Source organism: Mucilaginibacter corticis, from assembly GCF_007558865.1.
Classification (GTDB): Bacteria; Bacteroidota; Bacteroidia; order Sphingobacteriales; family Sphingobacteriaceae; genus Mucilaginibacter; species Mucilaginibacter corticis.
Window position 1 is genome coordinate 12,947 of sequence record NZ_VLPK01000007.1, and the last position, 22,697, is coordinate 35,643.

At 46.1% G+C, this 22,697-nt stretch carries 31 protein-coding genes; 14 read left to right on the forward strand and 17 right to left on the reverse strand.

Going from position 1 to position 22,697, the window contains the following annotated elements; translation table 11 throughout:
• Positions 1–66 precede the first annotated feature (66 nt).
• The 4 genes from FO440_RS22755 to FO440_RS22770 form a co-directional block, all read right to left on the reverse strand.
• Positions 67–468 carry a hypothetical protein gene (locus FO440_RS22755; RefSeq protein WP_144250620.1) on the reverse strand — a complete coding sequence of 134 codons (402 nt, stop codon included), beginning with the start codon at positions 466–468 and terminating at the stop codon, positions 67–69.
• 27 nt (positions 469–495) lie between these two features.
• On the reverse strand, positions 496–975 hold the full coding sequence (locus FO440_RS22760) for a VOC family protein (RefSeq protein ID WP_186292766.1): 480 nt from the start codon (positions 973–975) through the stop codon (positions 496–498).
• Positions 965–1,228 carry a hypothetical protein gene (locus FO440_RS22765; RefSeq protein WP_144250622.1) on the reverse strand — a complete coding sequence of 88 codons (264 nt, stop codon included), beginning with the start codon at positions 1,226–1,228 and terminating at the stop codon, positions 965–967. The genes FO440_RS22760 and FO440_RS22765 overlap by 11 nt, the downstream gene beginning before the upstream one ends.
• Before the next feature lie 250 nt (positions 1,229–1,478).
• The gene (locus FO440_RS22770) at positions 1,479–1,697 is read right to left on the reverse strand and encodes a helix-turn-helix domain-containing protein (RefSeq protein WP_144250623.1); all 219 of its coding nucleotides are present in this window, start codon (positions 1,695–1,697) and stop codon (positions 1,479–1,481) included.
• Positions 1,698–1,897: 200 nt separating this feature from the next.
• On the opposite strand from FO440_RS22770, the gene FO440_RS22775 reads away from it, so the two are divergent.
• The 6 genes from FO440_RS22775 to FO440_RS22795 all read left to right on the forward strand — a co-directional run bounded on the left by FO440_RS22775 (position 1,898) and on the right by FO440_RS22795 (position 5,198).
• On the forward strand, positions 1,898–2,302 hold the full coding sequence (locus tag FO440_RS22775) for a response regulator (protein WP_186292767.1): 405 nt from the start codon (positions 1,898–1,900) through the stop codon (positions 2,300–2,302).
• Positions 2,303–2,362: 60 nt separating this feature from the next.
• Complete coding sequence (locus tag FO440_RS22780; RefSeq protein WP_246104303.1) at positions 2,363–2,830, forward strand: RNA polymerase sigma factor; 468 nt, start codon at positions 2,363–2,365, stop codon at positions 2,828–2,830.
• A 233-nt stretch (positions 2,831–3,063) separates the two neighbouring features.
• Positions 3,064–3,654, forward strand: coding sequence for a DUF4142 domain-containing protein (locus FO440_RS22785; protein WP_144250625.1), 591 nt, complete (start codon positions 3,064–3,066; stop codon positions 3,652–3,654).
• Positions 3,644–3,868 carry a hypothetical protein gene (locus FO440_RS24600; RefSeq protein ID WP_186292768.1) on the forward strand — a complete coding sequence of 75 codons (225 nt, stop codon included), beginning with the start codon at positions 3,644–3,646 and terminating at the stop codon, positions 3,866–3,868. The genes FO440_RS22785 and FO440_RS24600 overlap by 11 nt, the downstream gene beginning before the upstream one ends.
• Before the next feature lie 25 nt (positions 3,869–3,893).
• Complete coding sequence (locus FO440_RS22790; RefSeq protein WP_144250626.1) at positions 3,894–4,403, forward strand: DUF892 family protein; 510 nt, start codon at positions 3,894–3,896, stop codon at positions 4,401–4,403.
• A 570-nt stretch (positions 4,404–4,973) separates the two neighbouring features.
• Positions 4,974–5,198, forward strand: coding sequence for a hypothetical protein (locus tag FO440_RS22795; RefSeq protein WP_144250627.1), 225 nt, complete (start codon positions 4,974–4,976; stop codon positions 5,196–5,198).
• 78 nt (positions 5,199–5,276) lie between these two features.
• Here the strand turns inward: FO440_RS22795 and FO440_RS22800 are convergent, their stop codons facing one another.
• Positions 5,277–5,567, reverse strand: coding sequence for a hypothetical protein (locus tag FO440_RS22800; protein ID WP_144250628.1), 291 nt, complete (start codon positions 5,565–5,567; stop codon positions 5,277–5,279).
• Between the two features lie 388 nt (positions 5,568–5,955).
• On the reverse strand, positions 5,956–6,126 hold the full coding sequence (locus FO440_RS22805; RefSeq protein ID WP_144250629.1) for a lmo0937 family membrane protein: 171 nt from the start codon (positions 6,124–6,126) through the stop codon (positions 5,956–5,958).
• Between the two features lie 300 nt (positions 6,127–6,426).
• On the opposite strand from FO440_RS22805, the gene FO440_RS22810 reads away from it, so the two are divergent.
• Genes FO440_RS22810 through FO440_RS22820 form a run of 3 tightly spaced genes read left to right on the forward strand, consistent with a single transcriptional unit; the run spans position 6,427 to position 9,285 of the window.
• Positions 6,427–6,882: a ferritin-like domain-containing protein gene (locus FO440_RS22810; RefSeq protein WP_144250630.1), complete on the forward strand. Its 456-nt coding sequence runs from the start codon at positions 6,427–6,429 to the stop codon at positions 6,880–6,882.
• A 51-nt stretch (positions 6,883–6,933) separates the two neighbouring features.
• A complete protein-coding gene (locus FO440_RS22815) occupies positions 6,934–8,205 on the forward strand; it encodes a Gfo/Idh/MocA family protein (protein ID WP_144250631.1) in 1,272 nt (423 codons plus the stop codon).
• 3 nt (positions 8,206–8,208) lie between these two features.
• Positions 8,209–9,285: a spore photoproduct lyase family protein gene (locus FO440_RS22820; RefSeq protein ID WP_144250632.1), complete on the forward strand. Its 1,077-nt coding sequence runs from the start codon at positions 8,209–8,211 to the stop codon at positions 9,283–9,285.
• Positions 9,286–9,294: 9 nt separating this feature from the next.
• Here FO440_RS22820 and FO440_RS22825 read toward each other — a convergent pair whose 3' ends face one another.
• The 3 genes from FO440_RS22825 to FO440_RS22835 form a co-directional block, all read right to left on the reverse strand.
• On the reverse strand, positions 9,295–9,546 hold the full coding sequence (locus FO440_RS22825) for a DUF3253 domain-containing protein (RefSeq protein ID WP_144250633.1): 252 nt from the start codon (positions 9,544–9,546) through the stop codon (positions 9,295–9,297).
• A gap of 96 nt (positions 9,547–9,642) precedes the next feature.
• Positions 9,643–10,800: an MFS transporter gene (locus FO440_RS22830; protein WP_144250634.1), complete on the reverse strand. Its 1,158-nt coding sequence runs from the start codon at positions 10,798–10,800 to the stop codon at positions 9,643–9,645.
• Positions 10,787–10,987, reverse strand: coding sequence for a hypothetical protein (locus FO440_RS22835; protein WP_144250635.1), 201 nt, complete (start codon positions 10,985–10,987; stop codon positions 10,787–10,789). Before FO440_RS22835 ends, FO440_RS22830 begins: the two co-directional genes overlap by 14 nt.
• 304 nt (positions 10,988–11,291) lie before the next feature.
• Between FO440_RS22835 and FO440_RS25155 the strand changes: the two genes are divergently transcribed.
• Positions 11,292–11,519, forward strand: coding sequence for a DUF1003 domain-containing protein (locus tag FO440_RS25155; RefSeq protein WP_394348383.1), 228 nt, complete (start codon positions 11,292–11,294; stop codon positions 11,517–11,519).
• Positions 11,520–11,854: 335 nt separating this feature from the next.
• Positions 11,855–13,405 (forward strand): FAD-dependent oxidoreductase, encoded by a 1,551-nt coding sequence (locus FO440_RS22845; protein ID WP_144250637.1) that lies wholly within the window; start codon positions 11,855–11,857, stop codon positions 13,403–13,405.
• 631 nt (positions 13,406–14,036) lie between these two features.
• Here the strand turns inward: FO440_RS22845 and FO440_RS25160 are convergent.
• Positions 14,037–14,246 carry a helix-turn-helix domain-containing protein gene (locus tag FO440_RS25160; RefSeq protein WP_144250638.1) on the reverse strand — a complete coding sequence of 70 codons (210 nt, stop codon included), beginning with the start codon at positions 14,244–14,246 and terminating at the stop codon, positions 14,037–14,039.
• 137 nt (positions 14,247–14,383) lie between these two features.
• Between FO440_RS25160 and FO440_RS22855 the strand changes: the two genes are divergently transcribed.
• On the forward strand, positions 14,384–14,749 hold the full coding sequence (locus FO440_RS22855; RefSeq protein ID WP_186292769.1) for a response regulator: 366 nt from the start codon (positions 14,384–14,386) through the stop codon (positions 14,747–14,749).
• A 69-nt stretch (positions 14,750–14,818) separates the two neighbouring features.
• Here the strand turns inward: FO440_RS22855 and FO440_RS22860 are convergent, their stop codons facing one another.
• Genes FO440_RS22860 through FO440_RS22890 form a run of 7 tightly spaced genes read right to left on the reverse strand, consistent with a single transcriptional unit; the run spans position 14,819 to position 20,752 of the window.
• Complete coding sequence (locus FO440_RS22860) at positions 14,819–15,769, reverse strand: amidohydrolase family protein (protein ID WP_144250640.1); 951 nt, start codon at positions 15,767–15,769, stop codon at positions 14,819–14,821.
• A gap of 6 nt (positions 15,770–15,775) precedes the next feature.
• Positions 15,776–16,276: a DUF4142 domain-containing protein gene (locus FO440_RS22865; protein ID WP_144250641.1), complete on the reverse strand. Its 501-nt coding sequence runs from the start codon at positions 16,274–16,276 to the stop codon at positions 15,776–15,778.
• Positions 16,273–17,277, reverse strand: coding sequence for an SDR family oxidoreductase (locus FO440_RS22870; RefSeq protein WP_144250642.1), 1,005 nt, complete (start codon positions 17,275–17,277; stop codon positions 16,273–16,275). The genes FO440_RS22865 and FO440_RS22870 overlap by 4 nt, the downstream gene beginning before the upstream one ends.
• A 9-nt stretch (positions 17,278–17,286) precedes the next feature.
• Positions 17,287–17,856: a DUF4142 domain-containing protein gene (locus tag FO440_RS22875; protein ID WP_144250643.1), complete on the reverse strand. Its 570-nt coding sequence runs from the start codon at positions 17,854–17,856 to the stop codon at positions 17,287–17,289.
• Between the two features lie 56 nt (positions 17,857–17,912).
• The gene (locus tag FO440_RS22880) at positions 17,913–18,758 is read right to left on the reverse strand and encodes an SDR family oxidoreductase (RefSeq protein ID WP_144250644.1); all 846 of its coding nucleotides are present in this window, start codon (positions 18,756–18,758) and stop codon (positions 17,913–17,915) included.
• A gap of 3 nt (positions 18,759–18,761) precedes the next feature.
• Positions 18,762–19,547: an SDR family NAD(P)-dependent oxidoreductase gene (locus FO440_RS22885; protein ID WP_144250645.1), complete on the reverse strand. Its 786-nt coding sequence runs from the start codon at positions 19,545–19,547 to the stop codon at positions 18,762–18,764.
• Complete coding sequence (locus FO440_RS22890) at positions 19,547–20,752, reverse strand: zinc-dependent alcohol dehydrogenase (protein WP_144250646.1); 1,206 nt, start codon at positions 20,750–20,752, stop codon at positions 19,547–19,549. The genes FO440_RS22885 and FO440_RS22890 overlap by 1 nt, the downstream gene beginning before the upstream one ends.
• A 106-nt stretch (positions 20,753–20,858) precedes the next feature.
• On the opposite strand from FO440_RS22890, the gene FO440_RS22895 reads away from it, so the two are divergent.
• Both FO440_RS22895 and FO440_RS22900 read left to right on the forward strand, forming a co-directional pair.
• Positions 20,859–21,914: a glycoside hydrolase family 130 protein gene (locus FO440_RS22895; protein ID WP_144250647.1), complete on the forward strand. Its 1,056-nt coding sequence runs from the start codon at positions 20,859–20,861 to the stop codon at positions 21,912–21,914.
• A gap of 27 nt (positions 21,915–21,941) precedes the next feature.
• Positions 21,942–22,688 carry a DUF3891 family protein gene (locus tag FO440_RS22900; RefSeq protein WP_144250648.1) on the forward strand — a complete coding sequence of 249 codons (747 nt, stop codon included), beginning with the start codon at positions 21,942–21,944 and terminating at the stop codon, positions 22,686–22,688.
• The last annotated feature ends 9 nt before the right edge of the window (positions 22,689–22,697 follow it).

Below are 22,697 nucleotides of genomic sequence, written 5' to 3' on the forward strand. Positions count from 1 at the left end.
AATTAATTATTTTGTCAAATGATAAATGAAGTTTCGATAATTTTACAAGCCAACTAGGCCAATGAATTATTCATTGGGGTATTCAGATGGCTTAACTTTTGGGGTTTCAGCGTTAACTCCGACGACATTCCTGTTCCTAAAAATTTTACTAAAGAAGAGGCTGATGAACACCTTTTGCAAACGAACTTTTATCAAATGTCCCGAAAACGAAATGAGGATATATAAAAGCGTTACACAACCAAATCCGGCCCAATATGACTTTAGGAAATATCCAATTAGCAGTGCTAAACTGATACTGAAAAAAATAAAAGCGAGCAGTCCTGCGATGCCGAGCGCTACATCTGTTACGACATCGGCAATGACCTCACCTGCTTTATCAATGCCTTGGTACTTAAGCAGTTTGATCTTAATTTCCAGGTACTCTTTAATCTGTTTAATAATTGCGGTTTGCTGAGCTGGTCGATTCATAGGCTTTTATTTTAAGCGATTCAGCTTTTAACCTAAAAGCTTATCCAGAAAACCAGGGTTTTCAATAATCTCTACTAGCTCGCCATCCGGGCCGCGCAGATAGGCAAAGGTGTAACCGTTCATTTCCCCGTAATCCCTGTTCATGTATTGTGGCTCGGCGATGAAATTATAACCTTCTCCCGCCATTTGTTCGTATATGGCTTTGGCATTATTCACTTTAAAGGCAAAATGCATCGAACCGGTTGCGTTTTGGCGCGGGTTGGTCTGTTCACCCTTTTTATTAACAAACTCGATGAGTTCCAACCCTGTACTACCATTGTCAAATTCCAGGAACACGATTCGCATAGCGGCGCCCTGTATTTCGGTTTGTTTCCAAAGTGCAGGTCCGCTGATGGTGGTATCTTTTTTAGGAGTTACTCCCAAAAGACGGGAATAAAAAGCTTTGGATTTTTCCATATCGCTGACGACAATACCAACATGATGCAGGGTGTTGAGATTATTGCTCATTTGCCTTATCATTTTTGTCGTGACCTTCAAGTTTCACGATTTTGTTATAGACGCCCAATAATAAAAAAGGCGCTGCCCATTGGCCGACAAATAAAGCGGTATGCTGTTTTGATTTAAAAAATTTCAAAGTAAGTGAAACGGCCATCGAGCCTAATGCTGCCCAAAGAAATAAATCCGACGGAATCTTAGCCGTTTGTTCCTCTATTGCTGTAGCTACCTTGCCTTCGGTTTTGTCATTGTTTTCTAAATTCATGTTCTTTTGTTTTTATAATGGAGCAACACAGTACGGGACACTTTGTTATAACCTTTAGTAAATAAATTTTATTTTAGCAATATTAATTATCAAAATTGTTAAAACTGAATTCTGATCCATTGTAAATCAATAGTATTCGGGGACCCCTAAAACAATCATTTTCGCTCTTTATCAAAGGGCGCTGGCTGGTGCTGGAATTAGAATAAAGCATGTAGCTTTCCGGATTTAGGGCAAATAACCGCGCCAGATTTTACACATCGATGAAATGTGTAAACGGCGTATCAAGGGCTTCTGCTATTGCCATAAAGCGTTCAATGCTTAACTGTGAAAAACCGTTTTCGATTTTACCGTAGCCATGTTGGCTCATGGACAGTTTATCTGCCATATCATATTGCGTTAAATTCATTTCACATCTGCGTGCACGAATGTTCCTGAGGACTTTCTCAACTTTAAATAATATCGTTTCCATCTTTTTTATTTACGTGGGTTAACAGTGGATAGTTTTTGATCGATAGCGATCAGTATTCCGCTGATGTCACCTTAATTTCGGACAGGCAGCCCTTTAATTAGCACAACTGTTTTCGACTTAGGCCAGGCATTAAGCAAGCCAACTCCATGGTACGATTGTTGTTTCTGGCTAATTGAACACCTCCATAAATAAATACATGTTTGCAAACTAAGACCCTCCTTGTTTTGGATGATGATGATTTGTTTCACCGCATTCTTACTTTCGCCAATAAACCCAATTTCTTCCATCATATTTATCATCACTTTGAAGTTGAGGCGCTAATAGATTACCTATCTTTAAATAAACAATTGGCAGCCAATTTACCGGATGTAATATTCGTCGACCTTTCCATCCCGGTAAACGACGGCTGGAATTTCCTGAATACTTACGAAGAAATCAGGGCTTCCTTGTGTAAAGAGATCAATGTGTACATTTTAACAGCATCTGTTAGAAAATCCGATCGGGAACGCGCTTCAGGATACACTTTTGTCAAGCAATTTATTTCCAAGCCTTTTACCATGGATCAGTTCCGGGAAATTGCAGGCTTCAACGCTTTAAGATCCTAAGCTTATTAGACGAAATCAACCGGGCTAAAGCTTCCCGAAAAAGAACTGGTCGCTGCTATATTGGAAAAAGAAAGGATGGGTGCGGAAGCTTTGTACCATATGTACGCGACAACTTTATATGGTGTGATCGTGAAAATTGTGATTAATGAAGAAGCTGTTGAGGATTTATTGCAAGAGACTTTTGTCAGGATCTGGAACGCTATTGAGCAATACGATGCAGAAAAGGGCCGTTTATTTACATGGATGGTTACTATTGCCCGGCATTTGGATAACGCGGATGCATGTAATCAGACCGTGATTAACACCGATAGTATTGGTGTAAGCTCGCTGTTGAATCTTTTGACGCCGGAACAGAAAATTATCTTTCATCTTATTTATTATAAAAGCTACAAACATATTGAAGTGGCCGAGTCGCTTAATATTTCATTAGGAACGGTGAAAACCCGTTGGCGGCTGGGCAACCTGGCACTCAGAGCGGTATATGGCACGGGTAGCGATGACACCCGGTTGAAAAAGCTGGCTGCTTAGAAACTATGAGGTTATATTAATATTATATTATAAAATTTGCCTGGACTACGTGTTTTAAATGGCTTTTGTATTCCGATTGACCGGAGGTTAGATTGCCGGAAGTCAATTTTAAAGCCGCACTGAAAGTAAACTGTTTGAATAAGTTAAAAACTAAATGTCCTGCAATCGGTTACAATTATAGGCATTAGTTCATGGCCGAATCTTTTTGATCATTAGATTTTAATTTGAAAATTATGAGAAATACCAAATATATCGCCATCATGGCTTTGGCGCTCGCGGGTTGCAGCGGATCAAAAAAAGACAGTACTGCCCGGGCGGACAGCACAAACATGACCAGGGATTCAGGGGCAAAAATGCACGTCGTACCCAACGCGTTAGAAATCAGTAAGGATGATGCAGACTTCGCCGTGAAAGCTGCTGCCGGCGGCTTGGTTGAAGTTGAACTGGGGAAACTAGCCCAGGAAAGAGGAAGCAGCCAGGGAGTCAAAGATTTCGGCGCTATGATGGTTAAAGACCATAGTGCAGCCAATGTGGAACTGGCACAATTAGCCAAAGACAGAAAGATCACCCTGCCGCAACAACTGGGTGAGGATGGTTTGAAGTTAAAAGCCGAATTGAGTGGCAAAACCGGAAAAGACTTTGACAAGGCTTATGCTGACGCGATGGTCAAGGACCATAAAGAAGACATCGAGGAGTTTGAAAGAGGAACAAAGATTGTGAAAGACACTGCTATGTTGGGTTTTGTGAAAAAAACACTGCCAATTTTGAAAATGCACCTTGACGCGGCACAAAAAATGAAATCAAATGAAGTATATGAAAAATAACAGGCATCCTATTTATCCGTTAACGGTCTTACTGATCATGTTCACAATGATTGCTTGCGATCAAAGCCGTAATAAAGCAACCATCAGCCGGGATACGACCAGTATGAACCACGGTGGGCCGGTAAACTTGGACACCACTGCTAAAGACAGCGCAGACAAGGATTCAGCTAAAAGTAACAAAGGAAATGCCAATCCCTCCGGCCGTATAAAATAATTGGTCAGATTTAAAGTATTCAGTTATGGAAAACCAACCACGACAACCAGCGACCGCGCTAAATCAAGATGACCTGCGGCATTTTTTGCTAAGTCACCTGCACCGAATTTACTGCGCGAAAACCCAGCTGGTTGAAAAGTTGCCGCTGCTGGAAAAGATTTCGCATTTTCTTGACCTGAAGCAAGCCATCGCTGAAACGACCGAAGCAGTTCGCATGCAAATAATGCGCATGAAAGAAATCTACATTGCAATGGATGCCTGGTACCACCCGGAAAGTTGTACCGGCCTGTTGGGCTTGTTAGACGAAGCGTTTCAATCAACTGGAGTAGCCGGTGATAGTCCGGCTTTACGGGATATGTCAGTGCTATTTTATATGTATAACATTGAAAGTATTGAAACCGCTTCTTTTAAGACGATGTTGCTGGTAGCCGATGGCCTCGGCCTGCCGGAAGTAAGCCAATTACTACTGGAATGCTATGATGACGCGTGCGAAGACAAAGCCCTGTTCCACGAAATTACCGCGCATTACTTATAGCATTTTAGGTAAAAATTAGGTATTTCGCCTGTAATTCTATTAATACTTATAAAATCGCTTCATTGTAATTTTTTCTCCATATCCGTTCAATTTGGTTGGTAAAACAATACACTGCCTCATTTACGGAAAAGTTGATCTCTGATATGATTTCTCCGGTTTTCAGTGTTATTTCGACGTCCTCAAATTTTATTTCAGGCATATAACCATTTGATTCTATATCAAATTTAAAGAATCACCTTTTCTCTCAGCAGGTAGACTACTTCCATCAAGCCCTGGCGGTCGGTTTGAAAATAAAAATTAAATTCCAAAAGACTATTTGTTGATCGGAATGGTCTGCTCAAAAACTCGTGTACTTGCTGATCGTTTGTCATTATCAGTTGACATGCAAACGTAGTGCCAACAAGCTTCTATAAGCAACATGCTAAATACGGAATTAATATTGCTGTCCCACGATGAAAAAGAATTGTTAGATTGATGGAGAAAGGCAGCAACTTTTTGGCAGCTCCTGGTTATATCCAAGTGTGCTGTGGCATATTATTTGTTTATTTGTATGGGCAAATCCTACTGATAATGACAAGATACGAAGCGGTTCATAAGGCATTAAAAGAAATAGAAGAAAAGTATTTCGAGTTTTTTGAAATCACAAAATCCTATATTACCCAATATGTGCTCATCGAGCCGAACGAAACGAATGATTGGATCAATGTAAGCATTAAGGGCAATTCAATTTTGCCCGAGCCTATCGCCACAGACATCAGGGCTGTCTTCAGCGTGCAAGACAGTCATAAAAAATAAAGATGGGATTTACGAACAAGCTGATACTGCGGAACTGAATTTCTTTCAAATTTCCACAACATCAGCTTGTCAACAACATTAAGTATTATTTTCCGGGATATCGGCCGAATCGTCATCTAAATCATCGCCGTTTTCCGAGTCTTCCAGATCATCATCTGTGTCAGTTGTTTCGAGATCATCTTCTGCGTCGGTGGCATCTAAATCATCATCTTCACCTGGCTCATCCAGATCGTCAGACGCCCTGATTTCATTTCGATCATTGGTGGCTTCTGTCTCCTGGTGGTGATTGGCAGATCCGCCTTCTTTTTTCAATTGTTCCAGGTTGAGGTTTGTAGCACCGCCCAGGTCATTTTCGTTAGCTGTCATCATGGCTTTAGTTTTCTTTACTCAACAGGTATTTAAGGCGCGTTGTTTCGATTCATTTGTTATAAAATGATCAGCGAAATTTTTCTTCTTAAAGAAATTTTATTTGCCGGATATCCGGGCTGACTTCATTAAAGCGTATTTATGCATAATATGCCGGTTAATTCAGGTGCCTTCCAGCATGTACCGCGCATTTCGGAAAGATATTTCCGGTACATCGAGGTGATAATAGACTTGCCGCATTGATAATTTATTTCGAGGACTAGCGATCTTTCCAGGATGATTTCAGTAGCGATCACCCCCTTTAGCTTTTAGAAGGGGGCCGGTTTTTATAAGATGGCGGGTAATCTCCGTGGAATAAGGGCATAGGGCTCAAGCCGTGCCTCAGGTAACGTCATCTTCTAATCTGAACAGTAGTAGTGTCTCTTTTCAGGAAACGCTCCACTAAAGAAATGATAGCGATAACCAGCAATATGTGGATCAGGCCGGGGGCGGGGTAGGCAAGTGTTTCAATCGCCCAGCCTATGATCAGGATGACAGCGACAATGTATGGTTGTAATCTCATATTATAATTCCTTAAGTGAATAATAATGCGGGTGCAGCAAAGGTGTTACCAGTAGGGTTTGGCGTTTGCGTGCCTGCTACTAAACGTTTTTATGTAGCAAACCGGCCCTCCTTCGCTTATTAAAGTGGACAGCTGATATTACAATGCCGGGGGCATTATTCGCATATGACAATGATAGATCGAATCCGGTCACACCGCGCTGCTAGTAATAAGTGAGGGCTTGAGGCAAGAATTCATCCGTTTAATCATCAGTGGCATGATATTAGATTAAAGGTTTACCTATCTAAAAAGAAAAATATTATGTCAACTACAGAAAATGCAACAGGCGTTTTGAACGACCTGATCGAAATCAACAATGACCGCGTAGCCGGTTTTGAAAAAGCTATTGCGGATATCAAAGATGAAAACATCGACCTGAAAGAATTATTTCAGGGTTATGCAGAGCAAAGCCGTAAAAACGGCCAGGAACTGGCTGCCATCATCGGAAATACAGATGAGGTAGTAACCGGAACGAGCGCCAGTGGTAGTTTGCACCGGGCCTGGATCGATGTGAAATCAATCTTTGGCGGCAGCGACCGTGCCGGCATTTTATCAGAAGCCGAAAGGGGAGAGGATGCGATCAAGAAAGCTTACCAGGATGCCTTAAACAGCCAGGATCTACCGGCTGATGCAATTGCCACGGTACAAAACCAGGCGCAGGAAATCAATTCCGCACATGATCAGATCAAGGCTTTGCGCGATACTGCAAAACAGTAATTTATCAAGCTATCAATAGAAGCCGCCTCCAAAAGGGCGGCTTTTTTTACTATGGAAAGAAGAGATTTTATAAATAAAGCAGGAACCGGTCTTGCCGGCGCAGCATTGCTTGGCGGGCTTCCTGCCGGCGCAGCAACGAATATGAAAACAAATAAAAACATCGATGATCTGATCACCGTTAAACTGCCGCCGCTGGAACAAGCGACGGAAAAGGAGCAAGCGGTTTCTTCTATCGCTATGCCGAAGGAGAAACGGATCGGTTACGCTATCGTCGGTTTGGGCAATCTTTCCCTGGGCCAGATCTTACCCGGCTTTGGCGCAAGCAAATATGCGAAACCGGTGGCCTTGGTCAGCGGTGATGCCGGAAAAGCAAAGAAGATTGCCGCTCAATACGGCATAGATCCTAAAAATATTTACAACTACCAGAATTTCGATCATATCAAAGATAACCCGGAGATCGATGCGGTCTACATTGTGCTGCCCAACAGTATGCATGAAGAATATGTTGTACGCGCCGCCAAAGCGGGCAAGCATGTACTTTGCGAGAAACCTATGGCCACATCGGCCCAGGCCTGCCAGCGAATGATCGATGCCTGTAAGCAGGCCGGTAAGAAACTGATGGTGGCTTACCGCATCCAGTATGAACCGCATAACCGCCTGGCCAAACATTGGGTGCGCGAACAAAAATTCGGCAAAGTTAAGCTGATTGATTTGCACAATTCCCAAAATATTGGTGACCTTGCGCAATGGCGGCTGCATAAGGCGCTGGCCGGCGGCGGCGCCTTACCCGATATCGGCCTGTATTGTTTAAATACCGCCCGTTACCTTTTAGGAGAAGAACCACATACGGTGACCGCTACGTTGTATAGCACGCCGGGCGACGTTCGGTTCAAGGAAGTTGAGGAAACCGTATTATGGCAAATGCAGTTCCCGGGTGGGGCATTGGTAAATGCCTCAACCAGTTACGGTGTCCACCAGTCGCGGCGCTACCGTTGTTTCGGGGATAAGGGTGGCTATTTCGGTCTCGATCCGGCTTTTGATTACGAGCGCTTGCAAATGGAAGGTGCATATGCCGAAGGAAAACAAGAGGTAAAGATCGCTCCTTCCATCAAAGAAGCACAACAGTTTGCGCTGGAGATGGATCATTTTGCCCGGTGCATCCTGGAAAACAAAACACCTTACACGCCTGGTGAAGAAGGACTGCAGGATCAGAAGATCATGGAAGCGATTTATGTTTCGGCCAAGAGCGGCCAGCCGGTAAAATTGGAACCAATCACCACCCTGGACACCTTTCGCGGAACTCCTCCGGAAGAAGATGCTTAAGCCATGCTGCACGAAAAAACAATCGACCATCTGCTGACCATTCATGAGATCTATCATGAGCCCAACGTCCTTGAATTTCCGCGCGGCAGGGAAATACTGGCCAAATATCCGGACGCAAAACTAATCGAAGTGCCCTCGCATAACCAAATCCCGGAGCTTTTTGGGTTTGAGGGATCCGTAGAAGATTGGCTCTGGAACAAAAAAAATGTTTTGATACTGGGAACCAAGAAAGCCCTGAGTGCGCGCCCCAACACCCGCAGCTCTCACTGGGTTGCTCCCAGCCAGTCCAATGGCTGCACCATGTCCTGTTCCTATTGTTACGTCCCGCGGAGAAAGGGTTATGCCAATCCGATCACTACCTTTGTCAATATCGAGCAGATCATGGGCTACCTCACGAGGCATGCAGGACGCCAGGGCAAAAAATTATTGCCTGACGCGATCGATCCGGAATACTGGGTATATGAGATCGGTGAGAATGGGGACTGTTCAGCAGACGCCGCTATTTGTGATAATGTCAAAGACCTCATCGCTTTATACACCACGCTGCCCAATGCCAAGCTTACCTTCGCCACTAAGTTTGTGAACCGGGAAATGCTGAATTATAACCCCCAGCGCAAAACTCGGATTCGATTTAGCCTTATGCCGCACACGATGTCCAAACTGGTCGATGTCCGAACTACGCCGATCAGCGACCGGATCGCCGTGATGAATGAATTCTACGAAGCCGGATATGAGGTGAATGTCTCATTTGCTCCCGTTATTTATTACGATGGCTGGCTGGAGGACTGGCGCAGGTTGTTTACCGAAATGAATGAAGTGTTGAGTGAAGGGGTCAAGCGCCAGCTGGCTACCGAAATTATCTTCCTGACGCATAACGAAGCGCTGCACAACGTTAACCTGCTTTGGCATCCCAAGGGCGAAGAGGTGCTGTGGCGGCCGGATATCCAGCAGGTCAAGTACAGCCAAACCGGTCAGCGTAACGTACGGTACAAAAACAACCTGAAGGGGGAGCTGGTGAATGAATTGGTCAATCTATGCACGGAACTGATTCCCTATTGCGTGATCAGGTATGCGTTTTAATCGTGAAAATCAGCTTTTACCGATTTTGATCCTGATCGGTCCCTTAAAGTGATCGGGATCTACTGCTATTCCTTTTTGTGTAAGCTTAACTTTTCCACTTTTATGCAGGTCAATGGCGGCAAACCTGATTTCAGCCATATGTTTTCGCCAGTCTGCCGGGTATAGTTCGCGGGCAATTTCTGACGGGCATGTACTTTTGAGCGCGCCGCGTTCCTTAGCTTTTTCAATAATAAACTGCGCGATGTTCGCTTTATTATTCATGTTGTTTACGTAAAAACGTTTTTAGGATAAAATCGATTTTTTCTTTAATGTAACAGCCCAGCAACAAGGACGTTTAGACCAACTATTTCATCTTAATTATTCGGTCGCCCTGTGCTTTAAGCGGATACTGGCTGCCAGACCCGCCAGAATCAAAACCCCCGCCAGGAAAAACGGCATTTGCAAGGAAATAGCTGCAGCCAATCCTGCAATGGCAGGACCCACAGCTTGTCCGATAGATGTATAACTTTGGTTGATCCCCATAATTTCACCTTGCTCACTGACCTTACTGTGATCGGCTATGATCGCATTAAGCATCGGGTTGCGCAGCCCGTTGAAAAACCCATAGGCACCGATACCGATTGCAAAGGAAATCATTCCCGTAGCTAAACCGGAAAAGAGCATTGCTGCTGCACAACATATTGTGGATCCCAATAAAATTAATGCCCGCGATGAAATCCATTTATTGATCAGCGGAACGCCCATTTGCATCAGGATTCCTGTTAGGCCAAAACCGCCGTAAAACAGACCGGTCTGTGTCGGCGTTAATTTCAATTTATCGCTGGAGAAGGTCTGGAAACCGATCAGCATCACAAATTGCGCCGTGGTCAAAAGGAACCCGGTGAGAACAGCCGGACCGGCCACCGGGCGTTTAAAAATGGTAAAGAGTGAGCGGTAAATGAACCTCGCTTGTTTAGTGTTCTTCTTGGGATGGGTTTCTTTCAAAAAGATCAGACTGAGCAAAGCGCCGGTTAATGATAGGGCGGCCGCAAAAAAGAAAGGGACCGTAATTCCAAAACCGCTGAGTAAACCGCCGATAGCCGGCCCGATCACGTAACCCAGACCAAAAGCGGAACCTAAGATGCCGAAGTTTTTTGCGCGTTCCGATGAGGGTGAAATGTCCGCAACCATCGCCTGGGCCACCGAAATATCGCCACCCGTCAGTCCGTCAAGTATACGGGCAAGAAAAAGCATGGTTAAACTTCCTGCCATTCCAAATAACACAAACGATAAACAGGTGCCAAACAGGCAAATCACCAGCAGAAGTTTGCGTCCGATCTTATCGGACATGCCTCCTAATATCGGCGTTGCAAAGAATTGCGCTAATGAATACGCTGCCGTTAATAAGCCAAGCGTTTCTTTATTCAGTCCGAACTTTTTACCGTAACTATAGATCAGTGGGATCATTATACCAAAACCAATGGAATCGATCAGGCAGACAAAAGCCAGGATCCATAAGATCTTACTTGCCTTCATTAGCTATCGCTTCGTCTTCCTGCGCGTCCCGGCCAAGAAATTTTTCCAATTGCGCACTTAGCTGTTTGCGCAACTCCGCGCCATCCTCGGTGAGTAATAGGTACGCGGCTGCGCCAGCGGCAACTGCACCGATTATAACGCCTGCGATCAGTATTTTGTGATCATTTTTTTCCAATGGATTTTTCATAATGTATGAATTGTTTAAACGCAACAAGCAGCAGCTTGCATTGTTAGTCATTTGCCAAATTAAATGGGATACAGCTTTTTTGATCGCACACTGTCAAAACCTGCCCAACTGTAAGGCAATATTAAGGATCAATAATTATTCAGTATTTGTGCTTCTCGAGCGCTAAAAAATTGTTTTTCCTTTGAAACAGAATCAAATGAATTCACAGAATTTACCCGCTTCGTGTGGTTCGGTCAGCGAATTGCTGAAGCTAATCTGGATGATAAAAAAAGTCCCGGCGATAGGCTCGCATTCCTGATCACCGATACCTTCGGCAGTTTACGTTTTTTATGCCTCTGCCACACTTTTTATGAGCTGGATCACATGGAACACGAGCTTATTACTTGATGTAAAGCCGTTTGACCGGTACCCCTTTGCAGGGTTGGAAATGGTGGTTTCCGTATTCGACGTTATCCTGTCCGTCTCCGTATTGATGAGTCAGAGACGGCAGAACAGATTGGAAAAATTGCGCCAGCAGGTAGAGTTGAGGTAAAGGTATGCGCCGTACATGAAATAACCAAAATCCTGCACATGCTGCATAAAACGCAAAAAAAATGGGTAACGATGAACAGGATGGTGAGCTGGAAGACATGAAGGAAGATATCGATCTGCAAAAGCTGCATCGACAGGTAGACAACATCGAACCGCGGGACGCCTCCTAAATTAAACGTGGCGAAAACCGTATTGGGATCTTCCAGACTCGAATGCAGTTTTTAGAAGAAATCGGGTAGGCGCCTGTTGGATTGCCTGTTAAGCAAATTATTGATTTTATGAATTATCAACTATTCCAAAACTGTAGGGGCTAAGTATTGTAGTATGATTATGACAATGGAAAATTTTCAAACGCTATCCCGCGACGGGTTCAGGGAAAGCCCCTGGCAAAAAAGTTTATTGATTAAAAACAGAATCGTAAACGCAATACCAGGTCAGACCTGTGATATACTGATTGTTGGGGCCGGCATTACCGGTCTGACAGCCGGACTGCTGCTTCAGCAGGCAGGTAAGCAGGTAATCATAGCCGATGCATATACACCGGGCTTCGGCACGACCGGTGGCACCAGCGCACACATCAATACGTTTGCCGACACAACCTATCCGGAAGCTGAGCGCGCTTTTGGTGCAGCGGGCGCAAAACTGTTTAAGGAAGCCATCGCTGAGGGTCTTACACTGATCAGAGACCAGTCGGCGGCGCTGAAGATTGACTGTGACTTTTCAAGCAAGCCGGGTTTTTTGTACGCGGAAAATGAGGACGAGGTAAAACAGCTCGACGAAATCTACGAGGGCGCGGTGAAAGTGGGTGTAGCGGTTAATTATACCACCGACGTACCTACGCCGGTTCCTTTTCAAAAAGCATTGGTTTGGGAAGGGCAGGCTCAGTTCCATCCGCTGAAATATCTGCAGGGCTTGCAGGAAGCTTTCTTAGCTTCCGGTGGCAGGGTGCTTCAAAATACGCTTGTCTCTGGCGTAGAGACCAAGGATGGAATACATTTTGCATCATCTGCCGCGGTCACCATACAGGCGAATGCGGTGATCTACGCTACGCACATGCCGCCCAATATTAACCTGTTCAATTTTGAATGTGCCGCTTACCGCAGTTACGTCATGGCGGTAAAACTCAAAAGCGGCAAATATCCCGACGCGCTGATCTACGATTCGCAGGAACCGTATCATTATGTGCGTTCCCATACGATCGATGGCCAGCAACTGTTAATAGCCGGCGGCCATGATCATAAGACGGGCCATGAAGACCCTGAAAAGGCTTTCGCTGATCTGGAGAGGTATATCCGGAAATACTACAGTATATCCTCGGTGAAATACCGCTGGTCATCACAATATTATGTGCCGGTGGACGGGTTGCCATATATCGGGCGATTGCCCATGAGCGTTGAAGGTATCTATTGTGCAACGGGGTACAATGGTAACGGCATGATGCTAGGCAGTATGGCCGGCAAGTTACTGTGCGACCTGATAACCAGTAAAAAGAATAAATACGAAGCTTTATTCAGCCCTTCACGCCTCAAACCCGTTGACAGTTTTAGCGAATTCGTCAAAGAAAATGCGGATGTAGTCTATCATTTCGTGGCCGACCGTTTAGGCATCCACGAAAGTGATTCTTTGAAAAGATTACAGCCGGGAACCGGAAAAGTGCTTGATGTCAACGGCGAAAAGATAGCGGCCTATTGTGATGAGGCCGGATTGATCCACGCGCTCAGCCCTGTTTGTACGCATGCGGGTTGTATCGTTAACTGGAACGGCGAGGAAAGGAGCTGGGATTGTCCTTGTCATGGCGCGCGCTATGACATTGAGGGTAAGGTTTTAAACGGCCCGGCGACACGCCCTTTAGCAGTCATTGTTCAGGATGGAAAATCTGCTTCATGACTCCTTAATTTGTTGAATTACAAGACCAGCTGATACTATTGGTGCCGGCAACTCGCTGCTTAGCCTGGATCAGGAAAGAACCCTGAAACTGGTAAATATAGGCGACCCGGAATATTACGGCTTCATCACTTTCGAAAAACGAGGGTGCATTTTAGCTACATCGCTTATGATCAGTTGGAATTGGACAGTTGTCACGTGCACGACTGATTGGACAATTGAGCGATATCTTCGACAACCCTGCCTCATGGGATCAATCGCAGAATAATGATTAACATAAATATCCTATCGCCAACCGCTTAAGTCTATGGAAAATTACCTGTTGTTTTTTGCTATGGATCAGCCAACGACAACCGCAGTACACAGTATACGGGCTGGCCTGAAACCGTATAGCGTCAATAAGCAGCGTAAGAAAAAAACGCTTTTAAGTTATAGTTAATCCTGCAGACGAGCAAATTTATGACTTGGCCAGGACATCAAATTGATCATCGTGCTCAGCCGGCTTTCCTGATTATTGGCTTTGTTCATAGAAGTAGCCAAAACTTAACTTCGCTGCTTTGGAAATAAACCTGAAGTAGCATATCATTTTAAAAAAACAGACGCCTTTTTTGTTGAACTGATGACCGCTTTTCCATTAAGATTCGATTAAAGCAGAAGGTCTTGTTAACAGGATGTCAGAGATTTCACCCAAACGCCTTAGCGTAATTTCGGTCACTCCGCATTCAATCTTACTGTAAGCATGTTGGGTGAGTTTCAATTTGGATGCAACATATTCCTGGCTATATTGTAAGTTTTCACGGCGTTGTCTGATGTTCAACAAAGTTTTTTTAATATTCAAAGGCATATAAGATGGCAATATTGTTACGACAATTACGCAAAGGCAATTTATAAAGTTTTTTCTATTTTCTTTAAATTTAAATAATTAAATTAGAACAAAAATGATTTATATTTGAGGCTGATTCATCAATTACATTTGTTGCTTTGAAAAAAATATTGATTATAGAGGATGATGCCGATACCGCAGAAGTCGTCACGCTTATTTTTGAAAGCGCCTTTGAGATTATTTCTGTTAATGACCTGATTCCCATAGAACGTGTCATTTACATGAATCCCAATATTATCATTTTAGACAACCGTTTGAATTCTGGTCTTGGAAGTGCTTTTTGCAAAGAATTAAAGGCAAATCCATTTACCCGGTACATTCCTGTTTTGTTTTTTTCGGGAGAAATGGGTTTAGAAAAAATTGCAAATGAAGTAGGCGCAGATGCTTATCTGGAAAAGCCATTTGATTTGATCGACTTAGAAAATGTAGTCAGAAAGTTTTCAGGTTCATTACCAACAAGTTAACAAAAATTCATTACAGATGCTAAGTATCGAACGGCACCAGGAAAACAGGGTGGAATTCACTGGCATGGTTTAGAGTTTTAGCAGTCTTTCGGCATTGCCATGAGCAATCATTTCCCGCTGATGATCACTTACCGGCAGCTTATCCAAAAACTTGCGCGCAGCTTCCATAGATGCGTAGGGATAATCCGCCGAGAATAAGATACGCGATGGTCCGACTTCGGTGAGTAAGGTCTGAAAAGGGGCTGTAAAGTTAAAACCGCTTATGCTATAATGTACATGGTGCTTCAGGTAGTAGCTGATGGGCTGCTGTAAGCCGGTTGTTTGCTGGGCGAATATTTTGTCCATGCGCTCCTGCATAAAGGGAAGGGACTCACCCAGGTGTCCGATGATCAGTTGCAGATCGGGAAAACGGTCAAACACGCCGCCAAGGATCAGGCGGATGATGTGTACCCCAGTCTCGATGTGCCAGCCATAGCCAGCCCGCGCAAACAGGTCGTCTACCTGTGGCGAAAAGCCGCTGTAGTAGGTCTTCGTGATTGCTTCCGGTGCTTTGGTCGGGTGCAGGTAGATCGGCACCTGAAGGCGTGAGGCGGTTTCAAAGACAGGATGGAAATAAGGGTCATCCAAATACCTTCCGTTCACATGTCCGTTGATCACCACACCCTTAAAACCAAGACCCTGTACGGCGCGTTCCAGTTCGGCAACGGCCGCCTTTACATCCGGGGTTGGAATAGCTGCCAAACCCGCAAAACGATCCGGAAAAGACGTTACGGCCAGCGCCAGCCGGTCGTTGGTTTCTCTTGCCAGTATGATGGCCTCGCCTGCCGGGCATTGCTCAACACCTGGCGCATTAATGGACAACACCTGCATATCGATGCCGGCGCTGTCCATTTCCGCAATGCGTTTCTCACCCAGTTCGAGCAATTTTTCTGCGATCTCTGGTTGTTTATTAATGTCCTGGCCCGGGCCACTGATAAAAAGCGGCGTGGCGAAATGTTCTTCTAATGTGATGGTACGCATGTATCGTTATTTCATTTTTTCCTCGATGGCTTTGATCTCCGCTAAATGCTGTTTCAGTTTCGGCAACATTTCCTGCGCAAAGGCTTTCACAGCAGGATTTTTGCCTACGGTCGCGTAATTTTCAAAAACTTGCACCGTATTACCGTGCCCGGAAACCATGCCATGTACGAACAGTTTGTCGAATTTGTCTCCTGCGTTTACCAGTTCTAAATCAGGCTGGATGCCGCCGGTTGAGGCGGACGGCAAAGTCATGTCCAGGTTTTTAGCCAAGGCCAGCAGTTTTTGTTCGGCATCGCCGTGATCTTTCTCCATCATCTGCCCGAACATTTTTACATCGGGGCGCATCGCTTTTTGTGCGGCTTGCCGGCCCGCGCTGACCTCCTGCAAGTTCTTGATACTCGCGACAATCAAAAAATGTTTGGCCGTAGTATCCGGATCCGGTTGCGGGATCTGGGCTTTGGCCATGGTACCAAAACCCAATAAAGTTAGTAGCAATACTTTTCTCATGGCTGTCCGACCCCTCCTGAAGAACCATAAACCTGCCCGCTGGCAAAGCTGGCATCAGCTGCCGCCAATTGCACATAGATAGAAGCCAGTTCAGCGGGCTGTCCCGGCCGTCCGAGCATTGTCCAGCTGCCAAACATTTGCTGTTTTTCCGGCTGCGCGCCGCCGCTGATCTGCAGCGCTGTCCAGATCGGACCTGGTGCAACACCGTTCACCCGGATGCCTTTCGGCCCTAATTGTTTCGCCAGCGATTTCACATAATTCATAGTGGCCGCTTTCGTTTGTGCATAGGCATAAAGATCCGGTGAAGGATCGTAAGCCTGCTCGGAAGTCGTGCCGATAATGGCCGAACCGGCGGGTAAATGCGGCAATGCTTCGCGTATGATCCAGAATGGCGCATAAATATTCGTTTTCATCGTCGAATCGAATTCTTCAGTAGTTACATCCACAATCGAATTGATCGACTGCTGGCGTCCCGCATTATTCACGATAATGTCCAGACCGCCCAAACCGGCAATGGCTTTCTGTACCAAAGATTTACAAAACTCTTCACTGCGCAGATCGCCGGGAATAGCAATGGCTTTACGGCCCTCCTTTTTGATCAGTGCGATCACTTCCTGCGCGTCCTGCTCTTCGGTAGGGTAGTAATTGATCGCGACATCCGCTCCCTCACGTGCGTATGCGATAGCAGCAGCACGCCCCATGCCGGAGTCGCCGCCGGTGATCAGTGCCTTCCGGCCCATCAAACGACCGGAGCCTTTATAACTGGTTTCCCCGCAATCCGGTACCGGGTCCATTTTACTTTGCAGGCCTGGCCAGGGCTGGGGCTGACTTTTAAAGGGCGGTTTGGGATGCAGGGTAGTGGGATCGCTGATTTTTACGCCATCTGCCGGTTTCAAATTCAATCCGTTCCCGGCGAATGCGGGTACTACCGCTGCTGCTGCCAGCGTAGTCCCTAACCCGGCCACCACCTGGCGCCGGGTCATTTTACTTTCTTCTTTCATAGGTTTTTTTTAAGCACCCAGCTCTTTTAAAATCCTGCTGGTAATGGCTACGTGTTCTTTAAATACAGCCAATGATAATGTAGCCAGGTGTCGTCCCTGGTTTTCAGCCGCGCCGGCCATTTTCCCTTTGCTGATGTAATTTTGTGCCAGATCGCGGAGAAACTCATGGTTCTCCAACTGCGCCTGGATGTAGACCTTGTCAAACTCGGGTCCTGCCGGGGTAGATTTAATTTTTTCCAGCGTGGCTTTTGCCTTGGCATCCATGGCCGGCACGGGTGTCCCCAGGTCTTTCAGCACACCGGTCACAGCAATTGCTTCGCCCAACTCAAAACCGGCAAATTCTTTCGCGTTCTTGTTGGTAGCTTTGTTCACTGCAATTTGGCTGGTCGCCAGCGATAGTTCGGCAGGGCCGATAACCCCCATCCGGAATTCCTTTTCATTTGCTGCCATAGGATGATCGACAACAGTTGCTGCCCCGGCATTAAATGATTGTAGCATACCGCCTGCTAATGTCAGGCCTGCGCTTAATGCCATGGATTTTTTTAAAAAATCTCTGCGCTCAATGGTGTTGTCTTTCATTTGATTTTGTTTCTAAAATTTATATTCAACTTGTTAATAATGCACTTTACATGAGATTAGCCGTTGACCACTTCGCCACCGTTGACGTGAATCACCTGCCCGGTAATAAATGAGGCGTCGTCAGCAGCCAGGAAAACATAAGCCGGTGCCACTTCGGAAGGCTGACCCGCGCGTTTCATGGCCGTCTCGCTGCCGAATGATTTGATCTTTTCCTCGTCGAAAGTAGCCACGATCAGCGGCGTCCAGACCGGGCCGGGCGCAACCGCGTTGACCCTGATCTTTTTGTCGGTCAGGTTGGTTGCCAGCGAACGGGTAAAACTGGTGATCGCCCCTTTGGTCGAAGAATAATCGATCAGGTTGGGGGAGGAGCGGTAAGCCGTAACTGAAGTGGTATTGATGATACAATCGCCTTCCTGCAAGTATTCCAACGCCTCGTTGGCAAAATGGAAATAAGCGAAGATATTGGTTCTGAAGGTATTTTCCAGTTGCTGTTCATCGATGGATTTCGGATCCTTTTGCGGGAACTGCATCCCCGCGTTATTGACCAGGATGTTCAGCTTACCATATTTCTCTACCGTGGCCGCCACCGCTTTTTTACAAAATGCCGCTTTTTTAACGTCGCCTTTCAACAGCAGGCATTTCCGGCCTTCGGTCTCAATTAAGGTTTTGGTTTCATTGGCATCGGTATCTTCATTGAAATAAACGATAGCGATATCCGCGCCCTCGCGGGCGTAATGGACACTGACCGCGCGGCCGATCCCGGAATCACCGCCGGTGATCAGGGCAACCTTATTTTGTAATTTTCCCGAACCGGTATAGCTGCTTTTGATGTATTCCGGTGCCGGATCCATCCTGGCCTCGATACCCGGCTGCCTGTTTTGTTTTTTTGGAGTCTTTGCCATGATCTACTGTTTCGTTACCCGTTTTTGTTGTTCATAAAGCTGGTGGGCGACCGTACTGTCCGGCATTAAGTTGGCAGCATGAACCTCCGCGCTGTTTTTCCAGCCGGCAATCACGCGGTCTCTACCTGCCATCAGCGCATCGTAGCCTTCTTTCGCAACCTCAGCCGGATCGGCCATAGCATCTTTATCCTGCACGGCTTTACTGTCGTTCATGCCCGCTTTGTTAAAGAAATCCGTATCCGTTACACCCGGCATCAAAGCGGTCAGTGTTACGCCGCTGTCTTTAACTTCCTCCCGAACCGCAGTGGTAAAAGATAAAACAAATGCTTTGGTGGCATGATAAACTGCCTGCCAGGGGCCGGGCAATTTACCGGCAACCGAACCAAGGTTCAATATTTTGCCATTGCCACGGTTGACCATTTCTTTTAAAAAATGTTTGGTCAGGATGACTGTGGCACATACATTTAGGTGGATAATTCCCAGTTCGCGTTCCAGGTCATTTTCGGTGAATAAACCGTAAACCCCTTGCCCCGCATCATTAACCAGAACGTCAATCTGCTCAGTAATTTCGGAACACAGCGCTTTCGCCTGCTCCATATCGGAAAGATCTTTTGCGATTGTTGTTATCTTCACATCGTCTGACCCCAACTCAGCGGCCGTGCTGTCCAGCTCAGCCTGGTCGCGTGCGACAATAATCAGGTTGTATTTATCTTTGGCAAACAGTTTTGCCAGTTCTTTGCCGATTCCGCTGGTGCCCCCGGTGATCAACGCTGTTTTTTGATTTTCCATTAGTTCTCTATTTTAACTGGTTCTGTATTGGTTTCCTTGCGCTGTTCCCAGGGTTTAAGCACCACTTTCACGCAGTCCTCTTCTTTCTTGTTAAAGATTTCGTAGCCATGGGTAACTTCACTTAATGGCAATGTGTGGGTGATGATATCGTCCAATACTACCTTTTCGGTTTTAACCAGTTCGATCAGGTGATCGATATAGTTCAACACCGGCGCCTGTCCCATTTTTAAAGTAATGCCTTTATCAAAGACCCGGTGCAATGGGAAGTTGTCATAAGTTGAGCCGTACACGCCCATGATAGAAACCGTACCCATCCGGCGCACGGCTTTGAAAGCCATATCGAGTACCTTCATACTGCCCACTTCGAAATTAAAAAGCGCCTTGGCCTTATCGAGGATATCACGTTCAGGTTCAAAGCCGACTGCGTCAACACAAACGTCGGCACCGCGGCCGCCGGTCATTGCACGAATAGCTTCCACCACGTCAACTTCATGCGGGTTAAGCGTTTCTACCTTATTGACGGCTTTAGCCTTTTCCAGGCGGTAGTTGAGCGGATCGATCGCGATCACCCGGCTGGCGCCATTGATCCAGGCCGCTTTTTGCGCCATTAGACCTACCGGTCCCGAGCCGAAAATAGCCACCACTTCTCCGCCTTTAAGCTGCGCCCAGTCGATTGCTGACCAGCCGGTGGGAAATATGTCTGTCAAAAACAGAACCTGTTCATCTGTCATGTTTTCTGGCACTACCCTCGGGCTGATATCGGCATAGGGAACACGGACATATTCGGCTTGTCCGCCGGAATAGCCGCCGTACAAATCGGTATAACCAAATAGCGCCGCTCCTTTTTGGTCGGCCATGTCCCCATCCGGTCCATAGTGCTTGTAATTCGAGTTTTCACAGGCCGGCGAGGCATCATGCTGGCAGAAAAAACAGTGCCCGCAGGAAATAGGAAAAGGTACGACCACCCGGTCGCCTTTCTTTAAGTTTTTTACACTCTTGCCCACTTCTTCGACGATACCCATAAACTCATGGCCCATCACCATTGGTTTGGGCTGCGGCACACCACCACTTAGGATGTGGAGGTCCGAACCGCAGATCGCCGTTGAAGTCACTTTTAAAATAACATCCGTGTCCTGCTCCAGTCGCGGATCTTCAACGTTATCATATCGGATATCGCCGGGTTTGTGAAATACTGCTGCTTTCATAAGTAGATTTTAGTTTTGATATATCTATTTAACCTGAAGTAAAATAATTTGTTTAATAATATGTGAGATAGTTCAAACAGTGCGGCTATGTCTTTGTAGTTATACTATGGCCATACAAAAAGACCTCGCCCGGCGTTTCCCGGAAAACCCCTTGTTATTACCGAAGGACCTAAAGCCAAGCGTCGAAGGCTTTCAAATCATCAGCCTGCTTAACCCTGGCGTATTTCGTTTTGAAGACAGAACCTGGCTATTGGTTAGGGTCGCTGAAAGTATTGCGCAAAAAGACGGCGTGATTTTTTTTCCGGCACTCAATGCCACCGGTAATACCGAAATCGTCGAGGTGCCATTGAATGACCCTGATCTGGTTGCGACCGACGCCCGGGTCATCAATTATAAAGGGCTGGATTATTTAACCACAGTATCACATTTGCGCTTATTGTGCAGCGATGACGGTGTGCATTTTACCCAGCCTGCGGTTAATGCAGCACTGTTCGGCAAAGGCTACCTGGAGCGTTTCGGAATCGAAGACTGCAGGGTAAGTCAGATCGACAATACTTACTATTTAACCTATACAGCTGTTTCTGATAGCGGGGTAGGCGTGGGATTGAAAATTACGAAGGACTGGCTAAATTTTGAATCCGGCGGAATGATCCTGCCTCCGCATAATAAAGATTGCGCCATATTTGAGGAATATTTTAATGATAAGTACTATTGCCTGCACCGACCCAGTAGTAAAGAGATCGGTGGCAATTATATCTGGCTGGCCGAATCCTCAGACTGCCGGCAATGGGGAAACCACCATTGCCTGATTAAGACCCGGCAGGGAATGTGGGACAGTGCCCGGGTTGGGGCAGGGGCAGCACCCATCCGCACGGAGCAGGGCTGGCTGGAAATTTATCATGGCGCAAACGCTGAAAATCAATATTGCCTTGGCGCATTTTTGATGGACCTGAATGATCCGTCAAAGGTGATCGGACGTACCCAAGAGCCAATCATGGTACCGACGGAAGCTTATGAACTTAGCGGTTTTTTTGGTTACGTGGTATTTACCAACGGGCATGTCGTGGACGGCGATGAGCTGACCATTTATTACGGCGCGGCGGATGAATTTGTCTGCGGCGCTCGTTTCTCCATCCGGGAAATTATGACGAAATTAACTTAAAATGATCATAACATACAACTGGCGCTGATGATTGTCAGTTATACAGAAAATGGCTGGGAGGTAATCACACAGCGGGCCCATGGCCTGCTGGCGGCACAATTTGCACAGCAATGGAAAAGTTCATTCCGGCACAAACGCTGGACAGAACTGTTGGTTGCCATAGCCGATCACGATGATGCGCAGGTGGAACTGGAACGTGATAACTTGCTTACGCCGCTTGGCGGCCCGGTCGATTTCAAAATGAAAACATTTGAGGAGCGGCACTGCACGCAGACCATGGACTTTGCTTTGTCTAAGAGCCGCTACATCGCGCTCCTGTGTTCGATGCACCTGGATTTTGTTTATGGCGCTCAATGTCAGCATAACAGCAAAGCCCTTAGGTTTTTGCAAGGACAAAAAATTGCACAAAAAGGCTGGCGAAAAGAATTGGGACTGAGCCGGGAAGAGGCAGAAAAGGATTACCGTTTACTGGAATGGTGTGATGCTTTGTCCTTGTTATTATGTCAACACGAAAACCAACCGGAAGCCAGGGTCATCGAAATCAGCAACGGACCGGAGGATAAAGCCTATCATCTGGTCGAGCTCGCTGCGGACACACTAACCGTCCGGCCATGGCCTTTTGAGCGCAAGCATTTTCGAATTTACTTTGAGGTCAGGCTGATTCCACAACTTACTTTCGCTGATGCTGCTGAATTTTGGGCTGCATTCAGGAAAGCGGAGGTAACAGAAAGGGGATGGATCCTTAAAAAAGACGGCCATGCGGCCGCCTCTTAACACACACAC